Genomic DNA, 21,450 nt, shown 5'->3' with positions numbered 1-21,450 from the left:
TGGTGGTATTTGTGGACAATAAATTAAAAATTGGCTTGCTGGTAGATGATAGCGATAATATCTTTACTACTGAAATTTGGCGGGGAGCGAGTTATGCAGCTGGAAAATTGGATGTTAATTTAGTTGTATTTTTTGGTGGATTTGTAGGAAGCTCAAACATCTACGGGAATTCAAGGTATGAGTTTCAAAAAAATACAACTTATAAATTTTCCAAGACAAAAGATTTAGATTTATTAATTATAAGTGTCTCAAGTATCGTTCATGGGAATAATCGTTTAAAAGAATTATTCGTAAAAGAATTTGAAGGTGTGCCAATTGTTACTTTAAACCATAAATTTGGAAATAATTCACTAGTAACATTTGATAATGCTAAAGGGATAGAGGATGCAGTAACTAGTTTAATTCAAGAACAGCAATGTCGTAAAATTGGGATGATTGCTGGTCCTTATGAAAATAAAGGGTCGGATGAGCGATTAGCTGCATATAAAAAAACATTAAAAAGTCACGGAATCGTCATTGACGAAAAAAGAATTATTCATACAGCAACATTTGAACGTGGTTATCCTGAATATGCCAAGAAATTATTGGATTTGAATCCTGATTTGGATGCTATTGTTTGTGCAAGTGATAATCTTGCCTTTGATGCGTATCAAGTTTTAAAAGAACGAGGGATTCGAATTGGTGAAGATGTTCAAGTAGTTGGTTTTGATGATGTTCAAGAAGCATCAAAAGTAAACCCGCCTCTAGCAACTATCCGTGCCGAAGCAGCACAGTTAGGATTTTATGCTGTCATGGATGGGGTTTTATCATTGCGAGGAGAAATTCCAGCTGAATTCACAACACTTGTCGATGTAGATTTTATTAAACGAGATTCGGCTGCTAAAGTGGGTTATTTAGAAGAACGATTATATCGTCAAATAGTTAATTATACAAAGAGCGACAAAGATAAAATCGTTAATATTTTAATGGAGTATATTTTTAATAATAACCACAGTATTTTTATTATTGAAGCCCGCAAACGCGTAATTGATTTAGTTACTTTTCTAGTTGAACTTCATAATGATGACTTATTCGAAGAAAAAACATATACAAAATTTTCAAATTTAATTCAAGAATTAATAGATTTAGATAGTGTTGAGTTTATTGATTTAAAAAGAATTTTAAAAGTTATTGATGTGGTTAGTCAGCGTCTTAGTGATTATCGTAATAATCTATCAATTATTCATTTCAATCAAAAAATCCTACAAATTATTGGCATGCATTATAATACTATTTTAAGTGAAAGAACAAGGATTTCTTGTGAAGAGAAACGGCTGGTTAATATTTTATCAAGAGGAATGCTCAGTGTTCGAAACGAGTATGATAACTACAATACTATTTTTGAATGTTTAAAGCAGCTGAATATTGGTAATGCAAGATTATATTTGTATGAAAAACCAATTACTAGTTATATGACACAATTTACAGTTTTACCCAATGAGGTTATTTTGAAAGGAAGTATAATTAATGGTAAGATTATTATTCCTGATGATAAAATTCTGGTTAAAACCGATCGAATATTTTCAGAAAAGAGATTGTTTAGTAATTGTAATGAATATGTTGTTAACTCAGTTTATTCTGGAACAACACAGTATGGAATATTTGTTTGTGATTTGAAATATCGTGATTTTGTAGATTTAGATTTTGTTTCTAGTCAATTAGGAACAGTTGTAAATACGATCAATTTAGTTGAGAAGTTAGATAATTTATCAAAACATGATGAGCTGACGGGGCTATGGAATCGCCGAGGTTTTATTGATAAAGTACAAGGATATATGAATATTAATAAAGGTGCATTGATTTTTGTGGATCTTGATGGTTTAAAAATTATCAATGATACTTATGGTCATGAAGGTGGTGATGAAGCAATTATCACGGGAGCTAAGATTCTTAAAGATGCTTTTGATGAATTTGGTGTAATTGGGCGTATTGGCGGTGATGAATTTGCAGTATTTTTACCAAATCAAAGTGATTTTGCTCTTTCAGAAATTGATCAATTAATAAATGATAAAACAATCTATCATAACACTTTAATAAAACGTAATTTTAAAGTAGAATTATCTTATGGAATTAGTCTTTTTGATCAATATCAAGATTTAACAGTTCGTGAACTCTTAGATAAAGCAGATCGGGAGATGTATTGCCATAAGCGTAATAAAAAAGGAAATAGGAGGAAAAAAGATGTATTTTAAAGACAGTAAAGGCTTTCCAAGTGACTTTCTTTGGGGCAGTGCGTCGGCAGCCTATCAAGTAGAAGGCGCTTGGGATAGTGATGGTAAGGGAGTTTCCAACTGGGATAAATTTGTACGTATCCCTGGGAAAACTTTCAAAGGAACAACAGGTGATAAAGCTGTAGACCATTATAATCGTTATAAAGAAGATGTTGCTTTAATGGCAGAAATGGGTCTAAAAACTTATCGTTTTTCAATTGCCTGGACAAGAATTTATCCAAATGGAAACGGTGAGGTTAATGAAGCTGGTTTACAATTCTATGATAATTTAATTAATGAATGTTTAAAATATGGAATTGAGCCAATGGTTACGGTATATCACTGGGATATGCCTCAAGCTTTAGAGGAGCAATATCATGGTTGGGAAAATCGTCAAATTGTTGATGATTATGTAAACTATGCAACTACTTTATTTAAACGATATGGTGATCGTGTTAAATACTGGATCACCATGAATGAACAGAATATCTTTACTAGCTTTGGCTGGTTAGAAGGAATGCATCCCCCAGGGAAAGTAGATGATATGAAAATGTTCTATCAAGTTAATCATCATGCAAATATGGCACATGCTAAAAGTGTAATTGCATTAAAAGAATTATGGCCAGAAGCGAAAGTTGGAGCAAGTTTTGCTTATAGTCCATCTTATGCAATTGACAATAAACCAGAAAATGCAATGGCTAAAGCAGATTATGATGATTTGAAGAATTATTATTGGATGGATGTTTATGCTTATGGGCGTTATCCTCGCGCTGCTCTTGCTTATTTAGAGGCTAATGGTGTTGCCCCTGTTTTTGAAGAAGGTGACAATGCTATCATGAAAGAAGCTGCACAATTAGTTGATTTCATGGGAGTTAACTACTATCAAACAACTACAGTTGAATTTAATGATATCGATGGTGTTGGAACAAGTCATGAAATGAATACGACTGGTAAAAAAGGTACTGCTAAAGTTCAAGGTGTACCAGGACTTTATAAAAATCCTCAAAATGCTAATCTTCCAACAACTGATTGGGATTGGACAATTGATCCAATGGGAATTAGAATGTGTTGTCGTGAAATTACATCACGCTATGATTTACCAATTGTTATTAGTGAAAATGGTTTAGGAGCTTTTGATAAGTTAGAAGATGGGGAAGTACATGACCCATATCGAATTGCTTATTTAAAAGCACATATTGAGGAATTGAAGAAGGCTTGTGATGATGGATGCCGTGTTCTTGCTTATTGTACATGGTCATATACAGATTTATTAAGCTGGTTAAATGGATATCAAAAGCGTTATGGTTTTGTTTACGTTGATCGTGAAGAAGATGAAAATAGCGGTACTTTAAATCGTTATAAGAAAGATTCATACTATTGGTATAAAAAAGTAATTGAAACTAATGGTGAAGAATTATAAGGAAACAGGGTTAATCCTGTTTTTCTTTTTCAATAAATTGTGTATAATGAGTGAGAGAGAAGAGGGATGAACATGAGACGTAAAGAAAATACTGAAGTTGATATCTTGTATAATTTATTGACATATATTAATGCTTCATACAGCCAAGATATGTATTATACGATTTGTTATCAAGTATTAAATAATATTGAAAAGATTCCAGATATCTCAATCAATGAGTTAGCGGACTTATGTTATACTTCGCCTGCAACCATTTCCCGTTTTTGCAAAGCTTTAAAATGTGATAATTTTGCTGAATTTAAAAAGGAAGTACAAGTAGGATTAAAACAGGCAAGTCATGAGATTAAACTCCATCCTGATGATTTAGTAGAGATTCATCAAAATCCTGTACACTGTGTTGATATGGTCTATGATCTAACAATTAATTCATTAATTGAGAGTAAGAAACATATTAATATTCATGAGATTGATCGCCTATGTGATATTATTTATGATGCGAAAAAGTTACATTTTTTTGGTTTCCAATTTAATAAGATTTTAGCCTCAGATATTCAATTTAAATTAGTTAAGCTAGGTAAATTTTCATACGCCTTTGCTGATCGTGGTGACGATAGTCAAAGAATTGAACTTTTAGATGAGGATAGTGTGGCTATTGTACTTTCAGTTCGAGCGCGATTATCACCGGTTGGGGATTTAATCAAATCAATTAAAAATCGTGAAGCTAAAGTAATTTTAGTTACTTTAAATGCTGAAAGTGAAGTAATTGAATTAGCTGATAAAACTTTTGTTGTTCATGGTAAAGAAAGTGATTTTACAGAGTCATCAATTTCTGGAACGACAGTGATGAAAACGTTTTTTGATGTATTGTATGTAAGATATGGATTATTGTATCCAAGAAGATAAGGGGGCAGGTTATGTATAGTTTTACTAATGATTATAGTGAAGGTGCTCATCCAAAAATAATGAAAGCCTTAATTGAAACAAATGATGAGCAATGTGCTGGTTATGGATTAGATAAATATTGTCTAGAGGCTACAAGATTGTTAAAAAGACAACTTCAAAATGATAATGTTGATATACACTATTTAGTTGGTGGAACACAAACTAATGCGGTATTTATTTCATCAGTATTGCGTCCATATCAGGCAGTGATTGCAGCAGATAGCGGGCATATTAACGTTCATGAAACCGGAGCAATTGAAGCTACGGGACATAAAGTTTTAACTAGACCTCACCAAGATGGTAAATTAACAGTAGCGATGATTGAAAGTATTATCGAAGAGCATTCGGATGAACATATGGTGCAACCAAAAATGGTATATATTTCACAATCAACAGAATATGGTTCTGTTTATAGTCTTGATGAATTAAAGGATATAGCTACTTTATGTAAGAAAAAAGAATTGTATTTATTTGTTGATGGAGCTCGATTAGGTAGTGCCTTGGCGCTACCCGATACACCTACATTTAAAGATTTAGCGGATTACAGCGATGCTTTCTATATTGGAGGAACAAAAATGGGAGCATTATTCGGTGAATGTCTAGTAATTGTTAATGATAGTCTGAAAGCGGATTTTAGATATAATATGAAACAAAAGGGGGCGATGATGGCTAAAGGTCGACTTTTAGGAGTCCAATTTAAAGAACTTTTTAGTAATGATCTATATTTAGAAATTGGAAAATATGAAAATAAGATGGCTGATATTTTACGAGCTGGTCTAAAAGATTTTGAAATGATGGTACCTTCACAAACTAATCAAGTATTTCCGATAATGGATGATGAGTTGATTGCTAAATTACAACAAGATTTTAGCTTTAATATCATGGATCGCATTGATGATCACCGCCATTGTATCCGTCTTGTTACTTCTTGGGCAACCCCTAAAGAAGCTGTTAATTCGTTCGTTAGTAAATTAAGCGAACTACTACATAATAACTTGTAATAAATATTAATAAGTAATATAATATTCGTAGGATTATTCCTATACTATATAGAATGGAGAAATTAAAATGAACAAAACTGAATTAGTAGAAGCAATTGCTTCAAGTACAGAAATGACAAAAACTGATGTTGATAAAGTAGTAACTGCATTTGTAGACGTAGTTACTGAAGCTCTGGTAAAAGGAGATAAAGTATCTCTTAAAGGATTTGGTAACTTTGAAGTACGTGAAAGAGGAGAAAGAACTGGACGTAACCCAAGAACTGGTGAAACAATGACAATTGCTGCAAGCAAAGCTCCTGCATTCAAATCTAGTAGTGCATTAAAAAATGCCGTAAATAAATAATATAATATAAAAATGACCTTCGGGTCATTTTTAATTGGGTATGAACGTCAAAATCATCTTAAAGTAGCAGGGGTAAGAACTCATTTGATTGTCTGTTTAGCGGCTGCTATGATAATGATTGTTTCTAAATACGGTTTTAATGATATTTTAAGCCACGAAGGAATAGCACCTGACCCATCACGGAGTGCAGCACAAATTATTTCTGGAGTAAGTTTTTTAGGAGCTGGTATAATTTTTGTGCATAAACGAGAAATAACCGGTTTTACAGCAGCAGAAATTTGGGCAGCTGCGGCAGTAGAAATGGCAATTGTGGCGGGAATGTATGTGATTGGAATCTTAGCCACTATTTTAATTTTGTTAGTTCAAATTATTTTTCACAAACAATATCGTTGGATTCCCACAGTATGGGAGAGCTGGTTAATTTAGGGTAAAGGATAAATCTGATGTAATTTCCAAAATTCAAAAAATTATGCATGAGTATCATATTGAGATAATGAATTTTAAAGTTAGTCATAATCAAAGTACCATAATACTAGAATTATTAGTCAAGTTGCCGACCAGTTTCCCCCTAGAAGATATGTTGACTTTATTTGATAAAAATAATGATATTATTTCAATCGAGATAAAATAAAAAGCCTATTATAATTTAGGCTTTTTCTATAATGAAAATATATAATAATAAAGTTAAATATGTGATATTATTAAATGGTAATATTGGAGGAAGGTACTAATATGTATAAATATGAAAAGGTTGAACATGATAATGAGCTGCCGACTAAATTACATGATTTTTATATCGAAGATAATATTGGAGAACTGATTGAAAAGCATTGGCATCGAAGTATTGAAATTCTGATACCATTATATGGTTCATTTATTTTATGGATAAATGGTAATAAAGTTAAAATAATAGCTGGAAATATTTATATTATTAATTCTCAAGATATTCATGCAATTCAGGCTATCGAGGGTGAGCGTATATATAAGGGCTACGCCCTACAAATAAAATATGATTATTTGAGGGAATCGTATCATGATATAGATAAAATTTATTTTCAACAGCCTAATCAACAAATCAATAAATTACTTATGGCTAAAATAATTGATATTATTAATTTTTATGAAAGTGATGATCCGTATAATAACATTCGAGTTAAAAGTCATATTCAGATGCTTGTTTTCTTATTATTAGATAATCTTAGTAAAAAAAGAATCGGGTATCTAGAGGTTAAAGATAGTAAATATAAAGATCGAATTACAAAGATTATTAAGTATTTAGAAAATAATTATCAAGAAGATCTCTCAGTTAAAATGATTGCTGATGAATTCGGATTATCAGAAGGATATCTATCTAAGTTATTTAAAGAAAGCTTAGGGGCAACAGTGAAAGAATATTTGAGTCGTGTTCGATTATGGCATGCGGAAGAACAATTAGTGGAAACAGACTATCCGGTTATTGATATTGCTATTGGCAATGGCTTTCCTAACGTGAAATCATTCAATCAAGCTTTTAAAAGAAAAAATGTGATAACTCCCGCAAAGTATCGTGAAAAGATGAGAAAATGACATTCATTAGATAATAAAACGCCATTAATGTAAGCGCTTAAAATTATATAATATATATATTGAAAAAGGAGGAGAAAGGATGTTTAAGAAAATTTTAAGTTGCTTAATGAGTGCTATGATGGTACTGGGTTTAACAATACTGCCAACCCATGCCCTAGAGGGAACAGCAACAGGAACTCAAAAAGCTTTTGTCGTAGGTGATGATTGGGGTGCTGGTGTCACTAAATCCATTATCACTTTTGACAAAAAAATCAAAGCAGATTCTATCAGTAAAACAGATTTTTTAGTTAAAGAAACTGCCACAAACAAAGTAAGTGATAGAACAATTTTAGATGCTTATGCTTCTGATGCTCAGGGAAATAAAGTAACTACTGATTCAAATATTGTTACAGTAGAAATGTATATTTCTCCAAGTGAAGGTAATCCAATTTCTTGGAATAATCTAACTTGGAAAAATGCATGGGCTGACCCATATCAGTTAGAAGTTACTTTGGCAGCTGGTGAAACTCTAGTTTCTGAAAATGAAACAATTACAACAATTGATGTAGATCCAACTATTAACGTAGCTGAAGATGGTAAAATTTGTCCTCAATTAGATGGTTTTAAAATGAGTGAATTTACCAATGATGGTACTACTGTTTCATATGCTTTATATACACCAGAAAATGATAGCCATAAAAATGCTTTAGTTATTTGGAATCATGGTGTTGGTGAAACTGGAACAGATGTTCAAATCGATTTATTAGGAAATGAAGTTACGGCTTTGGCTGGTGATGAATTCCAAAATACAATGGATGGAGCATATGTTTTAGTGCCACAAAGAAGATCATATGATAGTACATCTAATGCTGAAGCTATTTATCAGTTGATTTTAAAAACACTTAGAGAAAATCCTGATATTGATCAAGATAGAATTATTATAGGTGGATGTTCTGCAGGTGGAGCAATGACAATGACCATGATTATTGCGCATCCAGAATTATATGCGGCAGCATATCCAATTTGTCCTGCTACTCAAAGTGCGAATGTGTCTGATGAAACAATTGAATCACTTAAAGATTTACCAATTTGGTTTACTCATGCAAAAAATGATTCAACTGTTGCCATCGCTACTACAACAGAACCTCTTGTAGAAAGATTACGGGCAGCAGGTGCTGAAGTACATACATCAATTTTTGATGATGTGCATGATACAACTGGAAGATTCTCTAATGAAGATGGAACACCATATCAATATGATGGACATTGGTCATGGACTTATTTTGATAATAATGAATGTTATGATGAAAATGGTGTTAACTTATGGCAATGGATGTCAGTACAAACTAAAGCTGATAAAGTAATTGCAAGTGGTTCTCAAAAGGCCTATATTATTGGTGATGATTGGGGGCCTGCAGTAACAAAAACAGTAATTAGTTTAGATAAAGCAATTGATGCTGATTCTGTAGTTGCTGAAAACTTTAAAGTTGTTGAAGAAAAAGAAGCAACAATTAATTGGGGAACTGGTGAAATTGGTATTGCAACTGCAGATCGTAATGTAACTGCAGCTTATACTTCTGATGCCCAAGGAAATAAAGTAACCGGTTCATCTAAATATATTACAATTGAAATGTATGTTTCTCCAAGTGAAGGATCACCATTTATTTATAATTTAAAAACAGGATTTAACTCATGGTGTACACCTTATAAATTAAATGTAAGTTTAGCAAAAGGTGCTACAATGAGTTCAGGTGATGAAGTAGTAACCGATTTAAATATTAAAGCAGATATTGACGTTGCAGGAGATGGAAAGATTTGTCCACAAGGTGAAGTTTTTGAAATGAAGGCTTATACTGCTAAAGATGGTACAACGTATTCATATGCTGATTATACACCAGCCAAAGATGATAAGAAAAATGCTCTTGTTATCTGGTTACATGGTGCAGGTGAAGGTGGAACGGATCCATACATTGATATTTTAGGAAATGAAGTAACATCTTTAGTATCTAAAGAATTCCAAAGCTTATTTGAAGGTGCCTATGTACTAGCACCACAAAGTCCAACTATGTGGATGGATGATGGAACGGGTGCTTATCAAAATGGTGATAAAGGTTCAATGTATGCTGAGAGTTTATTTGAAATGATTGATGCGTATGTAAAAGCTAATGACGATATTGACCCAAATCGTGTTATTATTGGAGGATGTTCTAATGGTGGGTATATGACTATGGAAATGGTTTTAAAACATCCAACATATTTTGCAGCGGCTTTCCCAATCTGCGAAGCATTCCAAGATCAATATATTACAGATGATCAAATTAATGCAATCAAGGATATGCCAATTTGGTTCACATATGCTAAAAATGATGGTACAGTTGATCCGACTTTATGTGTAGAACCAACAGTAGCAAGATTATTAGCTGCTGGAGCTAATAATATTCATGTATCAGTATTTGATGATGTGCATGATACAACTGGAAGATTCTTTAATGAAGATGGTACACCATATCAATATAATGGTCACTGGTCATGGATCTATTTTGATAATAATGAATGTTATGATGAAAATGGTGTAAATGCGTGGCAATGGTTAGCTAAACAAATTAAAACTGCTGCTCCAGTAGAAACCCCAGATCAACCAACAACTCCAGATCAACCAGCGAATTCAGTGAAAACTGGTGATGATGTTAATTTTGCAGGATTAGGAGCTATTATGATGCTAACTCTTGCAGGAATTTATGTATCTCGACGTAAATATAATTAAATTAAAAGAGCTAGATTTGAATTTCTAGCTCTCTTTTTTTGTTTCTAAAAATTTAACTTTGATCTCATAGTTGCCATCAATTCCCGGAATTGCATTTAAATATTTTTTAATTGTACTTTGTGTTTTAGTTGCTGCTTCGCTTAATAAACCATTTTCGATTGCTTCTTCAGCTACTGCTTCTTTTTGTTTTTTAGCAAAGGTAGTATAATCATTGACAGAAATTGGGTTGAATACATTTTTTGTTTCATCATATACTTCAATACTACTCTCGTCAATTTCATTACTTAAAATTTCAATTTCTGGTATTGAAACGGTAATTATATTATTATTAATAGCTACTTCAATTTTATCCATTTTGACACCAGCTTTAAGTTTACCGTCATATGTAATTAAAAAACTTTTTTGAGTTAAAGGAATATCCCAGCCATTAAATGTTAAATTATTAGAAAATTTACCAACTTTAGTATAATTATAGGACATTGTTGCCAATTCTTCGATTTCTTGGAGCTGTTGACTCAGACCAGTTGACGATATCTTTGGTTCACTGCTGCTTGCAAATCGAGTTCCCGCGTAAAAAATCAGTAATGCAACTAGTAGGATTGCAATGATTCCACCAATAGCTTTTTTTGTTTTTCCTAATGTGTCTAATATTTTCATTTTTATCACCTAGGGATATTATAACATAATTCGACAATTATTGAGAAAATAAAAAAGCCCAAAGGCTTTATTATTTAATGATTGTTCCGTATACTTCACGACCACATCCAGCCGCATTTGATTCATCTGTGTCAATATGCATAGCTGTAGCATAATTTTCACTAACACGACAAACAACATCACCGAAAATTAATGAACGTCCTTCAGTTTCGATTTCAACTTTAACGATTTGTTTATCAGTAACTCCAAATTCAACCGCATCAGCAGGAGTCATATGGATATGTCTTTTAGCAGCGATAACGCCACAAGAAATTTCAACTTCACCAGCTGGTCCTACTAGTTTACATCCTGCAGTTCCTTCGATATCTCCAGATTCTCTGATAGCAGCCTGTAATCCCAAAGCACGAGCATCAGTTAATGATAACTCAACTTGAGTAGCTTTACGAGTTGGTCCTAAAACAGACATTTTTTGTTCACCCTTAGCTCCAACTACAGTAACTTTTTCTTCACATGCAAATTGTCCAGGTTGAGAAAGATTTTTCTTATTAGTTAATTGATACCCTTTTCCAAATAATGTTTCTAAGTCAGCGTCAGATAAATGAATGTGTCTTGCTGAAGTTTCAACGATAATTTTTTTAGTCATAGTCATTCTCCTTTTTCCTTATTCTATATTACTCCTTTTATCGCTATTTTCAAGGAAATAGCGATAAAATAGAAAAAATTTTAAATTTTTTTAAAAAGATTTTAGATAGAAATTTATTAAAATAGTAAAAATAAATTATTATAAATGCTAAAAAATAATCATTTTAGTACTAAAATGGCTGTTTTACGGGGTTAAACTAGGAATTATTTTTGTTTTTTTAGGATTTTTCTAAAAAATTCACATATCTTTACACATTTATCGAAATAGTGTATTATGGGGCTACATAAAAAGGGGGAACCTATATGAACGAGAAAAAAAATCTAGGATTATACGATAAATCATTTGAACATGACAACTGTGGGATTGGTGCAGTTGTAAACATTAAGGGAGTTAAAACGCATATTACGGTAAGTAATGCATTAAAAATTGTTGAACAATTAGAGCATCGTGCTGGTAAGGATGCTGCAGGTGAGACGGGTGATGGTGTCGGAATTTTAACGCAAGTACCATATAGTTATTTTAAAAAGACAATTAAAGAATTTCCATTACCGTTAGAAGGTAAATTTGGTGTTGGAATGTTATTTATGCCAAGAGATGAACATTTACGTAATCGAGTTAAAAAAATGCTTGAAACAATCGTAATTAAGGAAGGAATGGAATTTTTAGGATGGCGTGAAGTACCTACTGTTCCTAAAGTATTAGGGCAAAAAGCACTTGATGCGATGCCTTCAATTTGGCAATGTTTCATAAAAAAACCTCATGGAATCAATAAAGGGATCGAGTTTGATCGAATCCTTTATCAAACTCGTAGAATTTTTGAACAAAGCAATTTTGACGATACCTATGTATGTTCTTTTTCATCACGAACAATTGTTTATAAAGGAATGTTCTTGGTTGGACAATTGCGCTCATTTTTTAAAGATCTTCAAGATGATGAATATAAGAGTGCGATTGCGTTAGTCCATTCACGTTTTTCAACTAATACAATGCCTTCTTGGCAACGGGCTCATCCTAATCGTTTTATTGTTCATAATGGGGAAATTAACACAATTAAAGGCAATGCTAATAATATGTTATGTCGCGAAGAAATCATGACAACTAATTTGCTGGATACTAATAAAGTGTACCCAGTCGTTGATATTAACGGTTCAGATTCAGCAATGCTGGACAATACATTAGAATTTCTAGTTATGTCTGGAATGGAATTACCAAGAGCAGTAATGATGTGTATTCCAGAACCTTATGATAATGATAAAAGTATGTCACAGTCAAAGAAAGATTTTTATGAATACAATTCAACTCTAATGGAACCTTGGGATGGTCCAGCTTCAATTTTATTCAGTGATGGAGAAGTTATGGGAGCGGTACTTGATCGAAATGGACTTCGCCCATCTCGTTATTATATTACTCGTGATGATTATTTGATTTTATCATCTGAAGTTGGAGCTTTAGATATTCCTGCTGAAGATATTGTTATTAAAGATCGGTTACGCCCAGGAAAAATGTTATTAGTTGATACAAAAGCTGGTAAGTTAATTGCGGATGATGATTTAAAAGAAAGTTATGCCCATAAACAGCCTTATGGTGAATGGCTTGAAAGTAATTTGATTAAATTAAAAGATATGCGCATTCCTAATGCTCGAGTTGAACGTTATCAAGGGGAACAGCTAACTAAGTTACAGAAAATTTATGGTTATAGTTATGAGGATGTAAATACGTATATAAAAAAATTAGCATTGAATGGTAGTGAAGAAGTAGTTGCAATGGGAAATGATTCACCATTAGCGGTATTATCAATGCAGCATCCCCCATTATTTAATTATTTTAAACAATTATTTGCTCAAGTGACTAACCCTCCAATCGATGCTATTAGGGAAGAAATTATTACTTCAACAGCTTTATGTATTGGAACAGAAGGAAATATTTTAGCTGATAATGAGAAGAACTGTCGCTTGTTGAAAATCGATCATCCAATTTTAAGTAATACTGATTTATTGAAAATCAAGAATATTAAGAAAGATGGTTTTAAAGTAGCAGTATTATCAATGCTTTATTATAAAAATACTTCACTTGAAAAAGCCTTAGATAAATTATTTGTAGAAGCAGATAAGGCTTATCACGAAGGAGCTAATATTTTAATTTTATCGGATCGAGGAGTTGATGAAAATCATGTTCCAATCCCTTCTTTATTAGCAGTTGCAGCAATGAATGAACACTTAGTAAATACTAAAAAAAGAATGTCTGTAGCCTTGATTTTAGAATCTGGAGAGCCACGTGAAGTGCATCATTATGCGACTTTGATTGGATACGGGGCTAGTGCTGTTAATGGATATTTAGCACAAGATACAATTTTTGAACTTGTTGATGAAGGCTTACTAGATAAAGATTACTATGCTGCAATCGAAGATTATAATGACGGTATTTTGCATGGAATTGTTAAAATTGCATCAAAAATGGGAATTTCAACAATTCAATCATATCGGGGTTCACAGAACTTCGAAGCAATCGGTTTAGCTAAAGACTTTGTTGCTAAGTATTTCCCTAAAACAGTAACCAGAATAGAAGGGAAGACAATCAAGGATATTGAAAATGATGTTGATTATCGTCATAGTAAAGTTTATGATCCATTAGGATTAGACGTCGATATTACACTTGATAGTCGTGGTGATCATAAAGAACGTAGTGGAAAAGAAGAACATCTATACAATCCTGCAACAATTCACAAATTACAACTAGCGACACGCAATGGCGATTATAAATTATTTAAAGAATATTCAGCAATGATTGATGAAGAGGGTAAAAATCTAAATCTTCGAGGATTATTACAATTCAAAAAGGGAAAATCAATTCCGCTTGATGAAGTTGAAAGTGTTGATAAAATTGTACAAAGATTTAAAACAGGAGCAATGTCATATGGCTCAATTTCAAAAGAAGCTCATGAAACGATGGCAATTGCTATGAATCGTTTGAAAGGAAAATCTAATAGCGGTGAAGGTGGTGAGGATCCAGAGCGTTTTATTCTTGATGAAAATGGTGATAGTAGATGCTCAGCAATCAAGCAGGTTGCTTCAGGAAGATTTGGAGTGACTTCTCAGTATTTATGTTCAGCAAAAGAAATTCAAATTAAGATGGCTCAAGGAGCTAAACCTGGTGAAGGTGGTCAGTTACCAGCTGGAAAAGTCTATCCATGGGTAGCTAAAACAAGACATAGTACGCCGGGAGTAGGATTGATTTCTCCACCTCCACATCATGATATATATTCAATTGAGGATTTGGCACAATTAATTTATGATTTAAAAAACGCTAATAAGGATGCTAGAATCTCAGTTAAATTAGTCTCAGAAGCTGGTGTCGGTACTGTCGCAGCTGGAGTTGCTAAAGCTGGGGCTGGAGTAATCTTAATTTCTGGATATGATGGTGGAACTGGAGCAGCACCTAGAAACTCTGTATATAATGCAGGATTACCATGGGAATTAGGGTTAGCAGAAGCTCATCAAACACTTATCATGAATGATCTGCGTGGCCGTGTTGTATTGGAGACTGATGGTAAATTAATGACAGGTCGTGATTTAGCAATCGCAACTTTATTAGGGGCTGAGGAATACGGCTTTGCAACTGCACCGCTTGTAACAATGGGATGTGTAATGATGCGAGTATGTAATCTAGATACTTGTCCAGTTGGAGTAGCAACACAAAATCCAATCTTGCGGAAAAGATTTACAGGTAAGCCAGAATATGTTGAAAACTTTATGCGATTTGTAGCTCAAGAATTACGCGAATATATGGCGGAACTAGGGTTTAAAACAATCGACGAAATGGTTGGGCGCAGTGATTTATTAGAAGTTCGTCCAGGTGTTGAAAATGTAGATTTATCTAGAGTGATTAATAATCCATATATTAAAGCTAAAGAAATACGTCATAATCCTAAAAATAATTATGATTTTAAATTAGAAGAAGTAAAAGATACAACAATTTTGTTAAAAGAGTTTAAAAACGCTTTAGAAAACCACCAATCACATGAAATCAATGTTGATATAACGAATATCGATCGAACATTAGGAACATTATTTGGATCAGAAATTACTAAACGCTATCAAGATACATTAGATGATGATACATTCAAAGTAAATTGTTATGGTTCTGGTGGCCAAAGTTTTGGTGCTTTTATTCCTAATGGTTTAACATTGACATTGCATGGTGATAGTAATGATTATTTTGGAAAAGGATTATCAGGAGGAAAATTAGTAGTTGTTCCACCTGAAAATTCAAACTTTAAAGCAGCTGAAAATATTATTATTGGAAATGTTGCTTTGTATGGAGCTACTTCAGGTGAGGCATATATTAATGGGATTGCTGGTGAACGTTTTGCAGTTAGAAATTCAGGAGCTAAAGCTGTTGTAGAAGGTGTCGGAGACCATGGATTAGAATATATGACAGGTGGTTTAGTTGTTGTTCTTGGAGAAACTGGAAGAAATTTTGCAGCCGGTATGTCTGGTGGAATCGCATATGTATACGATCCTAATAATCGTTTGTATTCACGAATTAATAAAGAATTAGTCTCTTATTCATCTGTGACAAGTAAATATGATGAAGAAGAATTAAGGGCCGTTATTCAAAAGCATTATAATCACACTAATTCAGAAGTAGCTAAAGATATTTTAGATAATTTTGGTGAACAAGTATCAATGTTTAAGAAGGTTGTTCCTCACGATTATAAGCATATGATTGAATTAATAAAGTATTATGAAAAGCAAGGTCTAACAAATGAACAAGCTAAAGTTGAAGCATTCAATGAAGCTAGGAAGGGGGTATAACCATGGGTAAACCAACAGGATTTTTAGAAATTGAGCGTCAAGTTAGTAAGGCTGTTGAGCCGAAAAAGAGAATTCAAAATTTTAATGAATTTCATAAGCATTTGAGTAAAGATGATCAAGCCTGCCAAGGAGCCCGCTGTATGGATTGTGGTGTACCGTTTTGTCAATCTGGTCGGGAATTAGAAGGCGCTGTATCTGGCTGTCCATTAAATAATCTGATCCCAGAATGGAACGATCTTATTTATCATAATAACTATAAGCAGGCATTGGCAAGATTATTAAAAACTAATAATTTTCCTGAGTTTACTGCTCGGGTATGTCCTGCCTTGTGTGAAGCAGCATGTACTTGTGGTTTAAATGGCGAACCTGTAACCGTTAAGGAAAATGAATATGGGATTATTGAAGATGCTTATGCAAAAGGTTTGATTAAACCATGTCCACCAACTCATCGTATTGATAAGAAAATTGCAATCGTGGGTTCTGGACCAGCTGGGTTAACTGCAGCCGATCAATTAAATAAACGTGGATACCAAGTTACTGTCTATGAACGGGACGACCGTATAGGTGGATTATTAATGTATGGAATTCCTAATATGAAATTAGAAAAAGAAGTTATTGATTGTCGTGTTGGAATTATGAAGGCTGAAGGTGTTGTTTTTAAAACTAATTGTGGAATTGAAGATGAAAAGCAAGCTAAAGAATTATTAGATAACTATGATCGAGTAATCCTAGCTTGTGGTTCACGGAAGCCCCGTGATATTGATGTACCGGGACGTCAAGGCAGGGGAATTTTAATGGCAGTTGATTACTTGACAGCAATAACAAAATCTTTACTTAATAGTAATTTAAAAGATAAAAATTTTGCTCCAACTAAAGATAAACATGTACTAGTTATTGGTGGTGGTGATACCGGTAATGATTGTGTTGGTAGTGCAATTCGTTTGGGGTGTAAAAGTGTAACGCAGTTAGAAATGATGCCGGAACTTCCTGCTATTAGAAGTGACAATAATCCATGGCCAGAATGGCCGAGAATCAAAAAAACAGATTATGGTCAAGAAGAAAGTATTGCTGTTTTCAATCAAGATCCTCGTATTTATCAAACAACGGTAAAAGAATTTATTCTAGATAAAAATGGTCAGGTAAAAGAAGCAGTAATTGTTTCATTAGAGCCAAAAGAAAATAAAGAAACTAAGCGAGTAGAGATGGTACCTGTTGCTGGCAGTGAACAAACTATTCCTGCAGATTTAGTTTTAATATCTGCTGGATTTATTGGAACTGAAGATCATGTAGCTAGAGCATTTAATGTTACATTGAATCCTCGCGGAAATGTAAAAAGCAATCAGGATTATCAAACAAATATAAAAAAATTATTTGTTGCAGGTGATATGCGTCGAGGACAATCTTTAGTGGTTTGGGCAATTAAAGAAGGTCGCGAAGTTGCTCGAGCAGTTGATTTTGATTTGATGGGTTATAGTAATTTATAAAAAAGATCATAGCGAATAAGCAGTTGTTTATCCGTTATGACCTTTTTATTTTTTGTTATAAAACTAATGATGGAGCATTGTAAACACGGGCAGCTAGTTCACTATCAAGTAAGTATAATGAACGAGAATCAGAACCAAATAGATTAAATTTAGTAATTAAATCATTAGCATTAGTTTCTTCTTCACCTTGTTCTTTAACAAACCAATCTAAGAATTGCATTGTACGAAAATCTTTAAGAGAATAGGCAGCATCATAGAGATTATGAATTAAACTAGTAACATATTCTTCATGTTCTAAGCCATAAATTAGAGGATCATTTAATTTAGTATACTCTTTATCAGGTTTATCGATTGCTTCAAGGGTTACTTTAGCATTGTTATTTTGAAGATATTGAACAAATAATATTGCATGGTCTCTTTCTTCTTGTGCTTGGATATTATACCAGTTGGCAAACCCATCTAATCCGTTATCTTTATAGTAATTAGCAAAGTCTAAATAAAGATATGCGGAATAAAATTCTTTGTTAACTTGATCATTTAATAATTCTACAACTTTTTTATCTAACATTTTAATTACCTCCTGTATATAGTATAGACCTATTTTATTTAATTGTTAATAGATTTAACAATTATGTAACATTAGACAATATCATTGTTATTGCTTTGTTCACTACTATTGGGAATACTAGTAGGATTATTAGTTTTACTGTCTAAATTTTTGGTAGCATTTATACAGATAAAGGAGATCAAGATTGTAAGTAAGCAGCTACTTAAGCCGTAGATCCATTTCTTATCATTGTTAATAAAAACCTGATGTTGAGATAGTTTAGACATAATTAAATAAATGATAGCTAGACTAGCAATTAATGCACAAATAATAATACTACAAGTTGCTAAAATTGAAATTCGGTATTTACTGTTTTGATTATTGGCTGTTGTTGGAAAGATACTGCTATCACTGTTTCCAAAAGGATTTGTACTATTATTAGTTGATGAATCATTGTTTCCAAAAGGATTATCACCATCGAGATTATTACTGTTCGTAGATAGTGATGTAACCGCTGAACTATTTGAATTAAGGTTATAATCCAAGATAACTGTACTAATACCGCTAATCAAAGCAGTAATGATCATTATCATGCAAATTAGATTATTTTTCTTTTTTAACATAACTTTCACCTCACAGCAATAGTGTAAGAAAAGATAGTATAGTTAAAATGTTTACAATATGTGAATATATGGCAGGTTTGTAAATCTTTATGTCATTATTTTGTCGGATTAAAGAATCTTAATTATTTGACAAAGGGTTTTTAATTTAAAATGGATAATGGTATAATAGTTCATGAAAGTGGGTGATTTGATGCCGTTAATTTCTGCATTTACATTTAATATAAGTTCAATCCTTAATGTAGGTAGAACTATTATAGATTTAATTCTTGTGTGGTATGTAATTTATTTATTGATTTCTATGATGAAGCAAAATATGCGTACAATGCAATTATTTAAGGGAGTTTTATTGATCCTAATTTTAAAAATGTTTACAAGTTTATTAAGACTAAGTGCAATGGATTATTTAGTTGATACAATTCTTACTTGGGGTGTGGTTGCAATTATTATTGTATTTCAGCCAGAGATTCGAGGTTTGTTGGAAAAAATCGGACGAACTAAATTAGAATTAAAGCATGATAATCTTAGCGATGATGAAAAAGAACGATTAATGGATGAGCTGGTTGGAGCAATTACTAAATTATCTGAGGATCAAACTGGGGCATTAATAACCTTTGAACGAAGACAGTCGTTAATAGATTATATTAATACCGGAACAAAGATTAATGCTGATATTAAAGCAGAGTTATTTACGACGATTTTTTGGGAAGGAACTCCTCTTCATGATGGAGCAACGATCATTAAAGGGGATCGGGTTGTCTGTGCGGCCGCCTTTTATCCACCCACCAATCAGGAATTAAGTCCACTATATGGAGCTAGACATCGTGCAGCCTTAGGTATTAGCGAGATAACTGATTCGCTTACAGTTGTAGTATCTGAAGAAACAGGAACGATTTCTTTTGCCACAGATGGTAAACTTCGAAAAATTCCTCGAAAAGAGTTGCGAGCAAGTTTGGTTAATGAACTAGATTGGTTCAATACTCAAGAAAAGGATGGTGAGTAAGATGTCAAAAAAAGAAAATCCTAAAAATCCAATAAAAAAAGATTCAACTACTGATTTCTTTTTAAACTTCATTACTCGTCAGAAATCAGAACAGAAAGATGAAGAAAAAACAACTACTTCTAAAGTAGTTGATGATACTGTAAAAGTGAGAGATAAAGCATTTGAATTATTCTATCACATGATCAATTCTTTAAATATATTTTTAGATCGTATGTTGCAATCAAATCTTTCAATGAAAGTTTTATCGTTTGTTATGGCTGTCGTTTTACTCTTTACAATTACCGGTGGAATTGATAATATCTTTTCAACCCCTAATGGCGGGGATTATCTGTATGATGTGAAAATTGATACTGAAGGGTTACAAAGTGACTACGATGTAGTAGGATTACCGGAAACAGTAAATGTTGCTTTAGTCGGACCTTCTTTAGATATTTACTCAACAAAGATATCTAAGAAATATAAAGTAGTTGCTGATTTCTCTACTCTTGGGGAAGGTGAACATACAATTGAATTGCAGGGAAAAGATTTTCCTAGTGATTTGCAGGTAATGATCGTACCACAGACTGTTACTGTTAAAATCACACAAAAGGTTACAAAGACTTTTGAGCTGGGATACAAATTTAGTAATGAAGATAGCATGGATTCTAAATATTCAGTATCAGTTGAATCAATGGAACACCATGAAGTTGAAGTTCGAGGTTCACAAGACAATATTGATAAAATTAATTCTGTTAAAGCAGTGATTGATTTAAAAGGAAAAAATAATGATTTTGAACAAAATGCTAAGATATACGCATATGATCGTAGTGGTAAAAAGGTTGATGTGGAAATTATTCCAAATACGGTCAAGGTAGATTGTATGGTTTCTTCTTATAGTAAAGAAGTTTCCATTGTCCCTCAATATACAGGGCAATTAGCTAGTGGATATGGTTTTGAGAGTATTAAACTTAAACAGGAAAAAGTAACTATATATGGTAAAGAAGAATTGTTGAATAGTATTAATAGTGTTGGGGTTGTAATTGATTTATCGGGATTAAGTGGCGATAAAAGTTATTCTAAATTGCCGCTTACTGGTATAGAGAATATTAATAAGTTAGATTTTAATACTGTTGATGCATCTGTGCGAGTATCACCATCAACAAAACGAATAATAACTGATATTCCAATCAACATTGTTAATAATAATGGTGGATATCAAGTTAATTTTACTGAAGGACAGGACAAAGCTTCAGTCGAAGTAGATGGTGTGGCAGCAATCTTAGATGCACTGACGATCAATGATTTCAATATTTCAATTGATTTGGCAAACTTGAAGGCGGGGACGAATACTGTTAAAGTAGATTTAAAAATAGATAAAGGATATTTAACGGGGAAATTAGTTTCTCCAGAAAGAATTACGATTACCTTAAGAAAATAGG

16 protein-coding genes are annotated in these 21,450 nt (G+C 32.8%); 12 read left to right on the top strand and 4 right to left on the bottom strand.

Translation table 11 applies throughout. From position 1 onward, the window contains the following. Positions 1–11 precede the first annotated feature (11 nt). The 8 genes from EYR00_RS13745 to EYR00_RS13710 all read left to right on the top strand — a co-directional run bounded on the left by EYR00_RS13745 (position 12) and on the right by EYR00_RS13710 (position 10,264). Positions 12–2,231 carry a diguanylate cyclase domain-containing protein gene (locus EYR00_RS13745; protein WP_003536873.1) on the top strand — a complete coding sequence of 740 codons (2,220 nt, stop codon included), beginning with the start codon at positions 12–14 and terminating at the stop codon, positions 2,229–2,231. Continuing rightward, complete coding sequence (locus EYR00_RS13740; RefSeq protein ID WP_003536874.1) at positions 2,221–3,669, top strand: glycoside hydrolase family 1 protein; 1,449 nt, start codon at positions 2,221–2,223, stop codon at positions 3,667–3,669. The genes EYR00_RS13745 and EYR00_RS13740 overlap by 11 nt, the downstream gene beginning before the upstream one ends. A 72-nt stretch (positions 3,670–3,741) precedes the next feature. Beyond that, positions 3,742–4,572: a MurR/RpiR family transcriptional regulator gene (locus EYR00_RS13735; RefSeq protein WP_003536875.1), complete on the top strand. Its 831-nt coding sequence runs from the start codon at positions 3,742–3,744 to the stop codon at positions 4,570–4,572. A gap of 11 nt (positions 4,573–4,583) precedes the next feature. Next, entirely contained in the window at positions 4,584–5,612 is a 1,029-nt protein-coding gene (locus EYR00_RS13730) for a threonine aldolase family protein (protein ID WP_003536876.1), read from the top strand. A 67-nt stretch (positions 5,613–5,679) separates the two neighbouring features. After that, complete coding sequence (locus tag EYR00_RS13725) at positions 5,680–5,955, top strand: HU family DNA-binding protein (protein ID WP_003536877.1); 276 nt, start codon at positions 5,680–5,682, stop codon at positions 5,953–5,955. A gap of 12 nt (positions 5,956–5,967) precedes the next feature. Continuing rightward, a complete protein-coding gene (locus EYR00_RS13720; RefSeq protein WP_003536878.1) occupies positions 5,968–6,381 on the top strand; it encodes an MgtC/SapB family protein in 414 nt (137 codons plus the stop codon). A gap of 306 nt (positions 6,382–6,687) precedes the next feature. Beyond that, positions 6,688–7,521 carry an AraC family transcriptional regulator gene (locus EYR00_RS13715; protein WP_040434243.1) on the top strand — a complete coding sequence of 278 codons (834 nt, stop codon included), beginning with the start codon at positions 6,688–6,690 and terminating at the stop codon, positions 7,519–7,521. 79 nt (positions 7,522–7,600) lie between these two features. Further along, positions 7,601–10,264, top strand: a complete 2,664-nt coding sequence (locus EYR00_RS13710; RefSeq protein WP_008793105.1) for a prolyl oligopeptidase family serine peptidase — start codon at positions 7,601–7,603, stop codon at positions 10,262–10,264. A gap of 24 nt (positions 10,265–10,288) precedes the next feature. Here EYR00_RS13710 and EYR00_RS13705 read toward each other — a convergent pair whose 3' ends face one another. After that, positions 10,289–10,921 (bottom strand): DUF4230 domain-containing protein, encoded by a 633-nt coding sequence (locus EYR00_RS13705; protein ID WP_003536892.1) that lies wholly within the window; start codon positions 10,919–10,921, stop codon positions 10,289–10,291. 70 nt (positions 10,922–10,991) lie between these two features. Next, positions 10,992–11,564 carry a phosphate propanoyltransferase gene (locus EYR00_RS13700; protein WP_009300673.1) on the bottom strand — a complete coding sequence of 191 codons (573 nt, stop codon included), beginning with the start codon at positions 11,562–11,564 and terminating at the stop codon, positions 10,992–10,994. 302 nt (positions 11,565–11,866) lie between these two features. Between EYR00_RS13700 and gltB the strand changes: the two genes are divergently transcribed. Continuing rightward, a complete protein-coding gene (gene gltB, locus EYR00_RS13695; RefSeq protein ID WP_003536894.1) occupies positions 11,867–16,378 on the top strand; it encodes a glutamate synthase large subunit in 4,512 nt (1,503 codons plus the stop codon). A 2-nt stretch (positions 16,379–16,380) separates the two neighbouring features. Then, the gene (locus EYR00_RS13690; protein ID WP_003536895.1) at positions 16,381–17,862 is read left to right on the top strand and encodes a glutamate synthase subunit beta; all 1,482 of its coding nucleotides are present in this window, start codon (positions 16,381–16,383) and stop codon (positions 17,860–17,862) included. Between the two features lie 55 nt (positions 17,863–17,917). Here EYR00_RS13690 and EYR00_RS13685 read toward each other — a convergent pair whose 3' ends face one another. Together EYR00_RS13685 and EYR00_RS13680 are read right to left on the bottom strand one after the other, a co-directional pair. Further along, positions 17,918–18,430 carry a ferritin gene (locus tag EYR00_RS13685; RefSeq protein WP_003536896.1) on the bottom strand — a complete coding sequence of 171 codons (513 nt, stop codon included), beginning with the start codon at positions 18,428–18,430 and terminating at the stop codon, positions 17,918–17,920. A gap of 71 nt (positions 18,431–18,501) precedes the next feature. After that, positions 18,502–19,032 carry a hypothetical protein gene (locus tag EYR00_RS13680; protein WP_003536897.1) on the bottom strand — a complete coding sequence of 177 codons (531 nt, stop codon included), beginning with the start codon at positions 19,030–19,032 and terminating at the stop codon, positions 18,502–18,504. A gap of 172 nt (positions 19,033–19,204) precedes the next feature. Between EYR00_RS13680 and cdaA the strand changes: the two genes are divergently transcribed. Then, a complete protein-coding gene (gene cdaA / locus EYR00_RS13675; protein ID WP_003536898.1) occupies positions 19,205–20,032 on the top strand; it encodes a diadenylate cyclase CdaA in 828 nt (275 codons plus the stop codon). Between the two features lies 1 nt (position 20,033). Beyond that, entirely contained in the window at positions 20,034–21,449 is a 1,416-nt protein-coding gene (locus EYR00_RS13670) for a CdaR family protein (RefSeq protein ID WP_040434244.1), read from the top strand. Position 21,450 lies beyond the last annotated feature (1 nt).

Source organism: Thomasclavelia ramosa DSM 1402 (assembly GCF_014131695.1).
In the GTDB taxonomy this organism is placed as follows: Bacteria; Bacillota_I; Bacilli_A; order Erysipelotrichales; family Coprobacillaceae; genus Thomasclavelia; species Thomasclavelia ramosa.
This window is presented reverse-complemented; position numbering and strand designations above follow the sequence as displayed.

Excerpts from the sequence above, each read along its gene's own strand:
- EYR00_RS13680 (WP_003536897.1), bottom strand. The coding sequence starts at position 19,032 with ATGTTAAAAAAGAAAAATAATCTAATTTGCATGATAATGATCATTACT.
- EYR00_RS13725 (WP_003536877.1), top strand. The coding sequence starts at position 5,680 with ATGAACAAAACTGAATTAGTAGAAGCAATTGCTTCAAGTACAGAAATG.
- EYR00_RS13705 (WP_003536892.1), bottom strand. The coding sequence starts at position 10,921 with ATGAAAATATTAGACACATTAGGAAAAACAAAAAAAGCTATTGGTGGA.
- EYR00_RS13710 (WP_008793105.1), top strand. The coding sequence starts at position 7,601 with ATGTTTAAGAAAATTTTAAGTTGCTTAATGAGTGCTATGATGGTACTG.
- EYR00_RS13690 (WP_003536895.1), top strand. The coding sequence starts at position 16,381 with ATGGGTAAACCAACAGGATTTTTAGAAATTGAGCGTCAAGTTAGTAAG.
- EYR00_RS13685 (WP_003536896.1), bottom strand. The coding sequence starts at position 18,430 with ATGTTAGATAAAAAAGTTGTAGAATTATTAAATGATCAAGTTAACAAA.
- cdaA (WP_003536898.1), top strand. The coding sequence starts at position 19,205 with ATGAAAGTGGGTGATTTGATGCCGTTAATTTCTGCATTTACATTTAAT.
- gltB (WP_003536894.1), top strand. The coding sequence starts at position 11,867 with ATGAACGAGAAAAAAAATCTAGGATTATACGATAAATCATTTGAACAT.
- EYR00_RS13700 (WP_009300673.1), bottom strand. The coding sequence starts at position 11,564 with ATGACTAAAAAAATTATCGTTGAAACTTCAGCAAGACACATTCATTTA.
- EYR00_RS13735 (WP_003536875.1), top strand. The coding sequence starts at position 3,742 with ATGAGACGTAAAGAAAATACTGAAGTTGATATCTTGTATAATTTATTG.
- EYR00_RS13730 (WP_003536876.1), top strand. The coding sequence starts at position 4,584 with ATGTATAGTTTTACTAATGATTATAGTGAAGGTGCTCATCCAAAAATA.
- EYR00_RS13740 (WP_003536874.1), top strand. The coding sequence starts at position 2,221 with ATGTATTTTAAAGACAGTAAAGGCTTTCCAAGTGACTTTCTTTGGGGC.
- EYR00_RS13670 (WP_040434244.1), top strand. The coding sequence starts at position 20,034 with ATGTCAAAAAAAGAAAATCCTAAAAATCCAATAAAAAAAGATTCAACT.
- EYR00_RS13720 (WP_003536878.1), top strand. The coding sequence starts at position 5,968 with ATGACCTTCGGGTCATTTTTAATTGGGTATGAACGTCAAAATCATCTT.
- EYR00_RS13715 (WP_040434243.1), top strand. The coding sequence starts at position 6,688 with ATGTATAAATATGAAAAGGTTGAACATGATAATGAGCTGCCGACTAAA.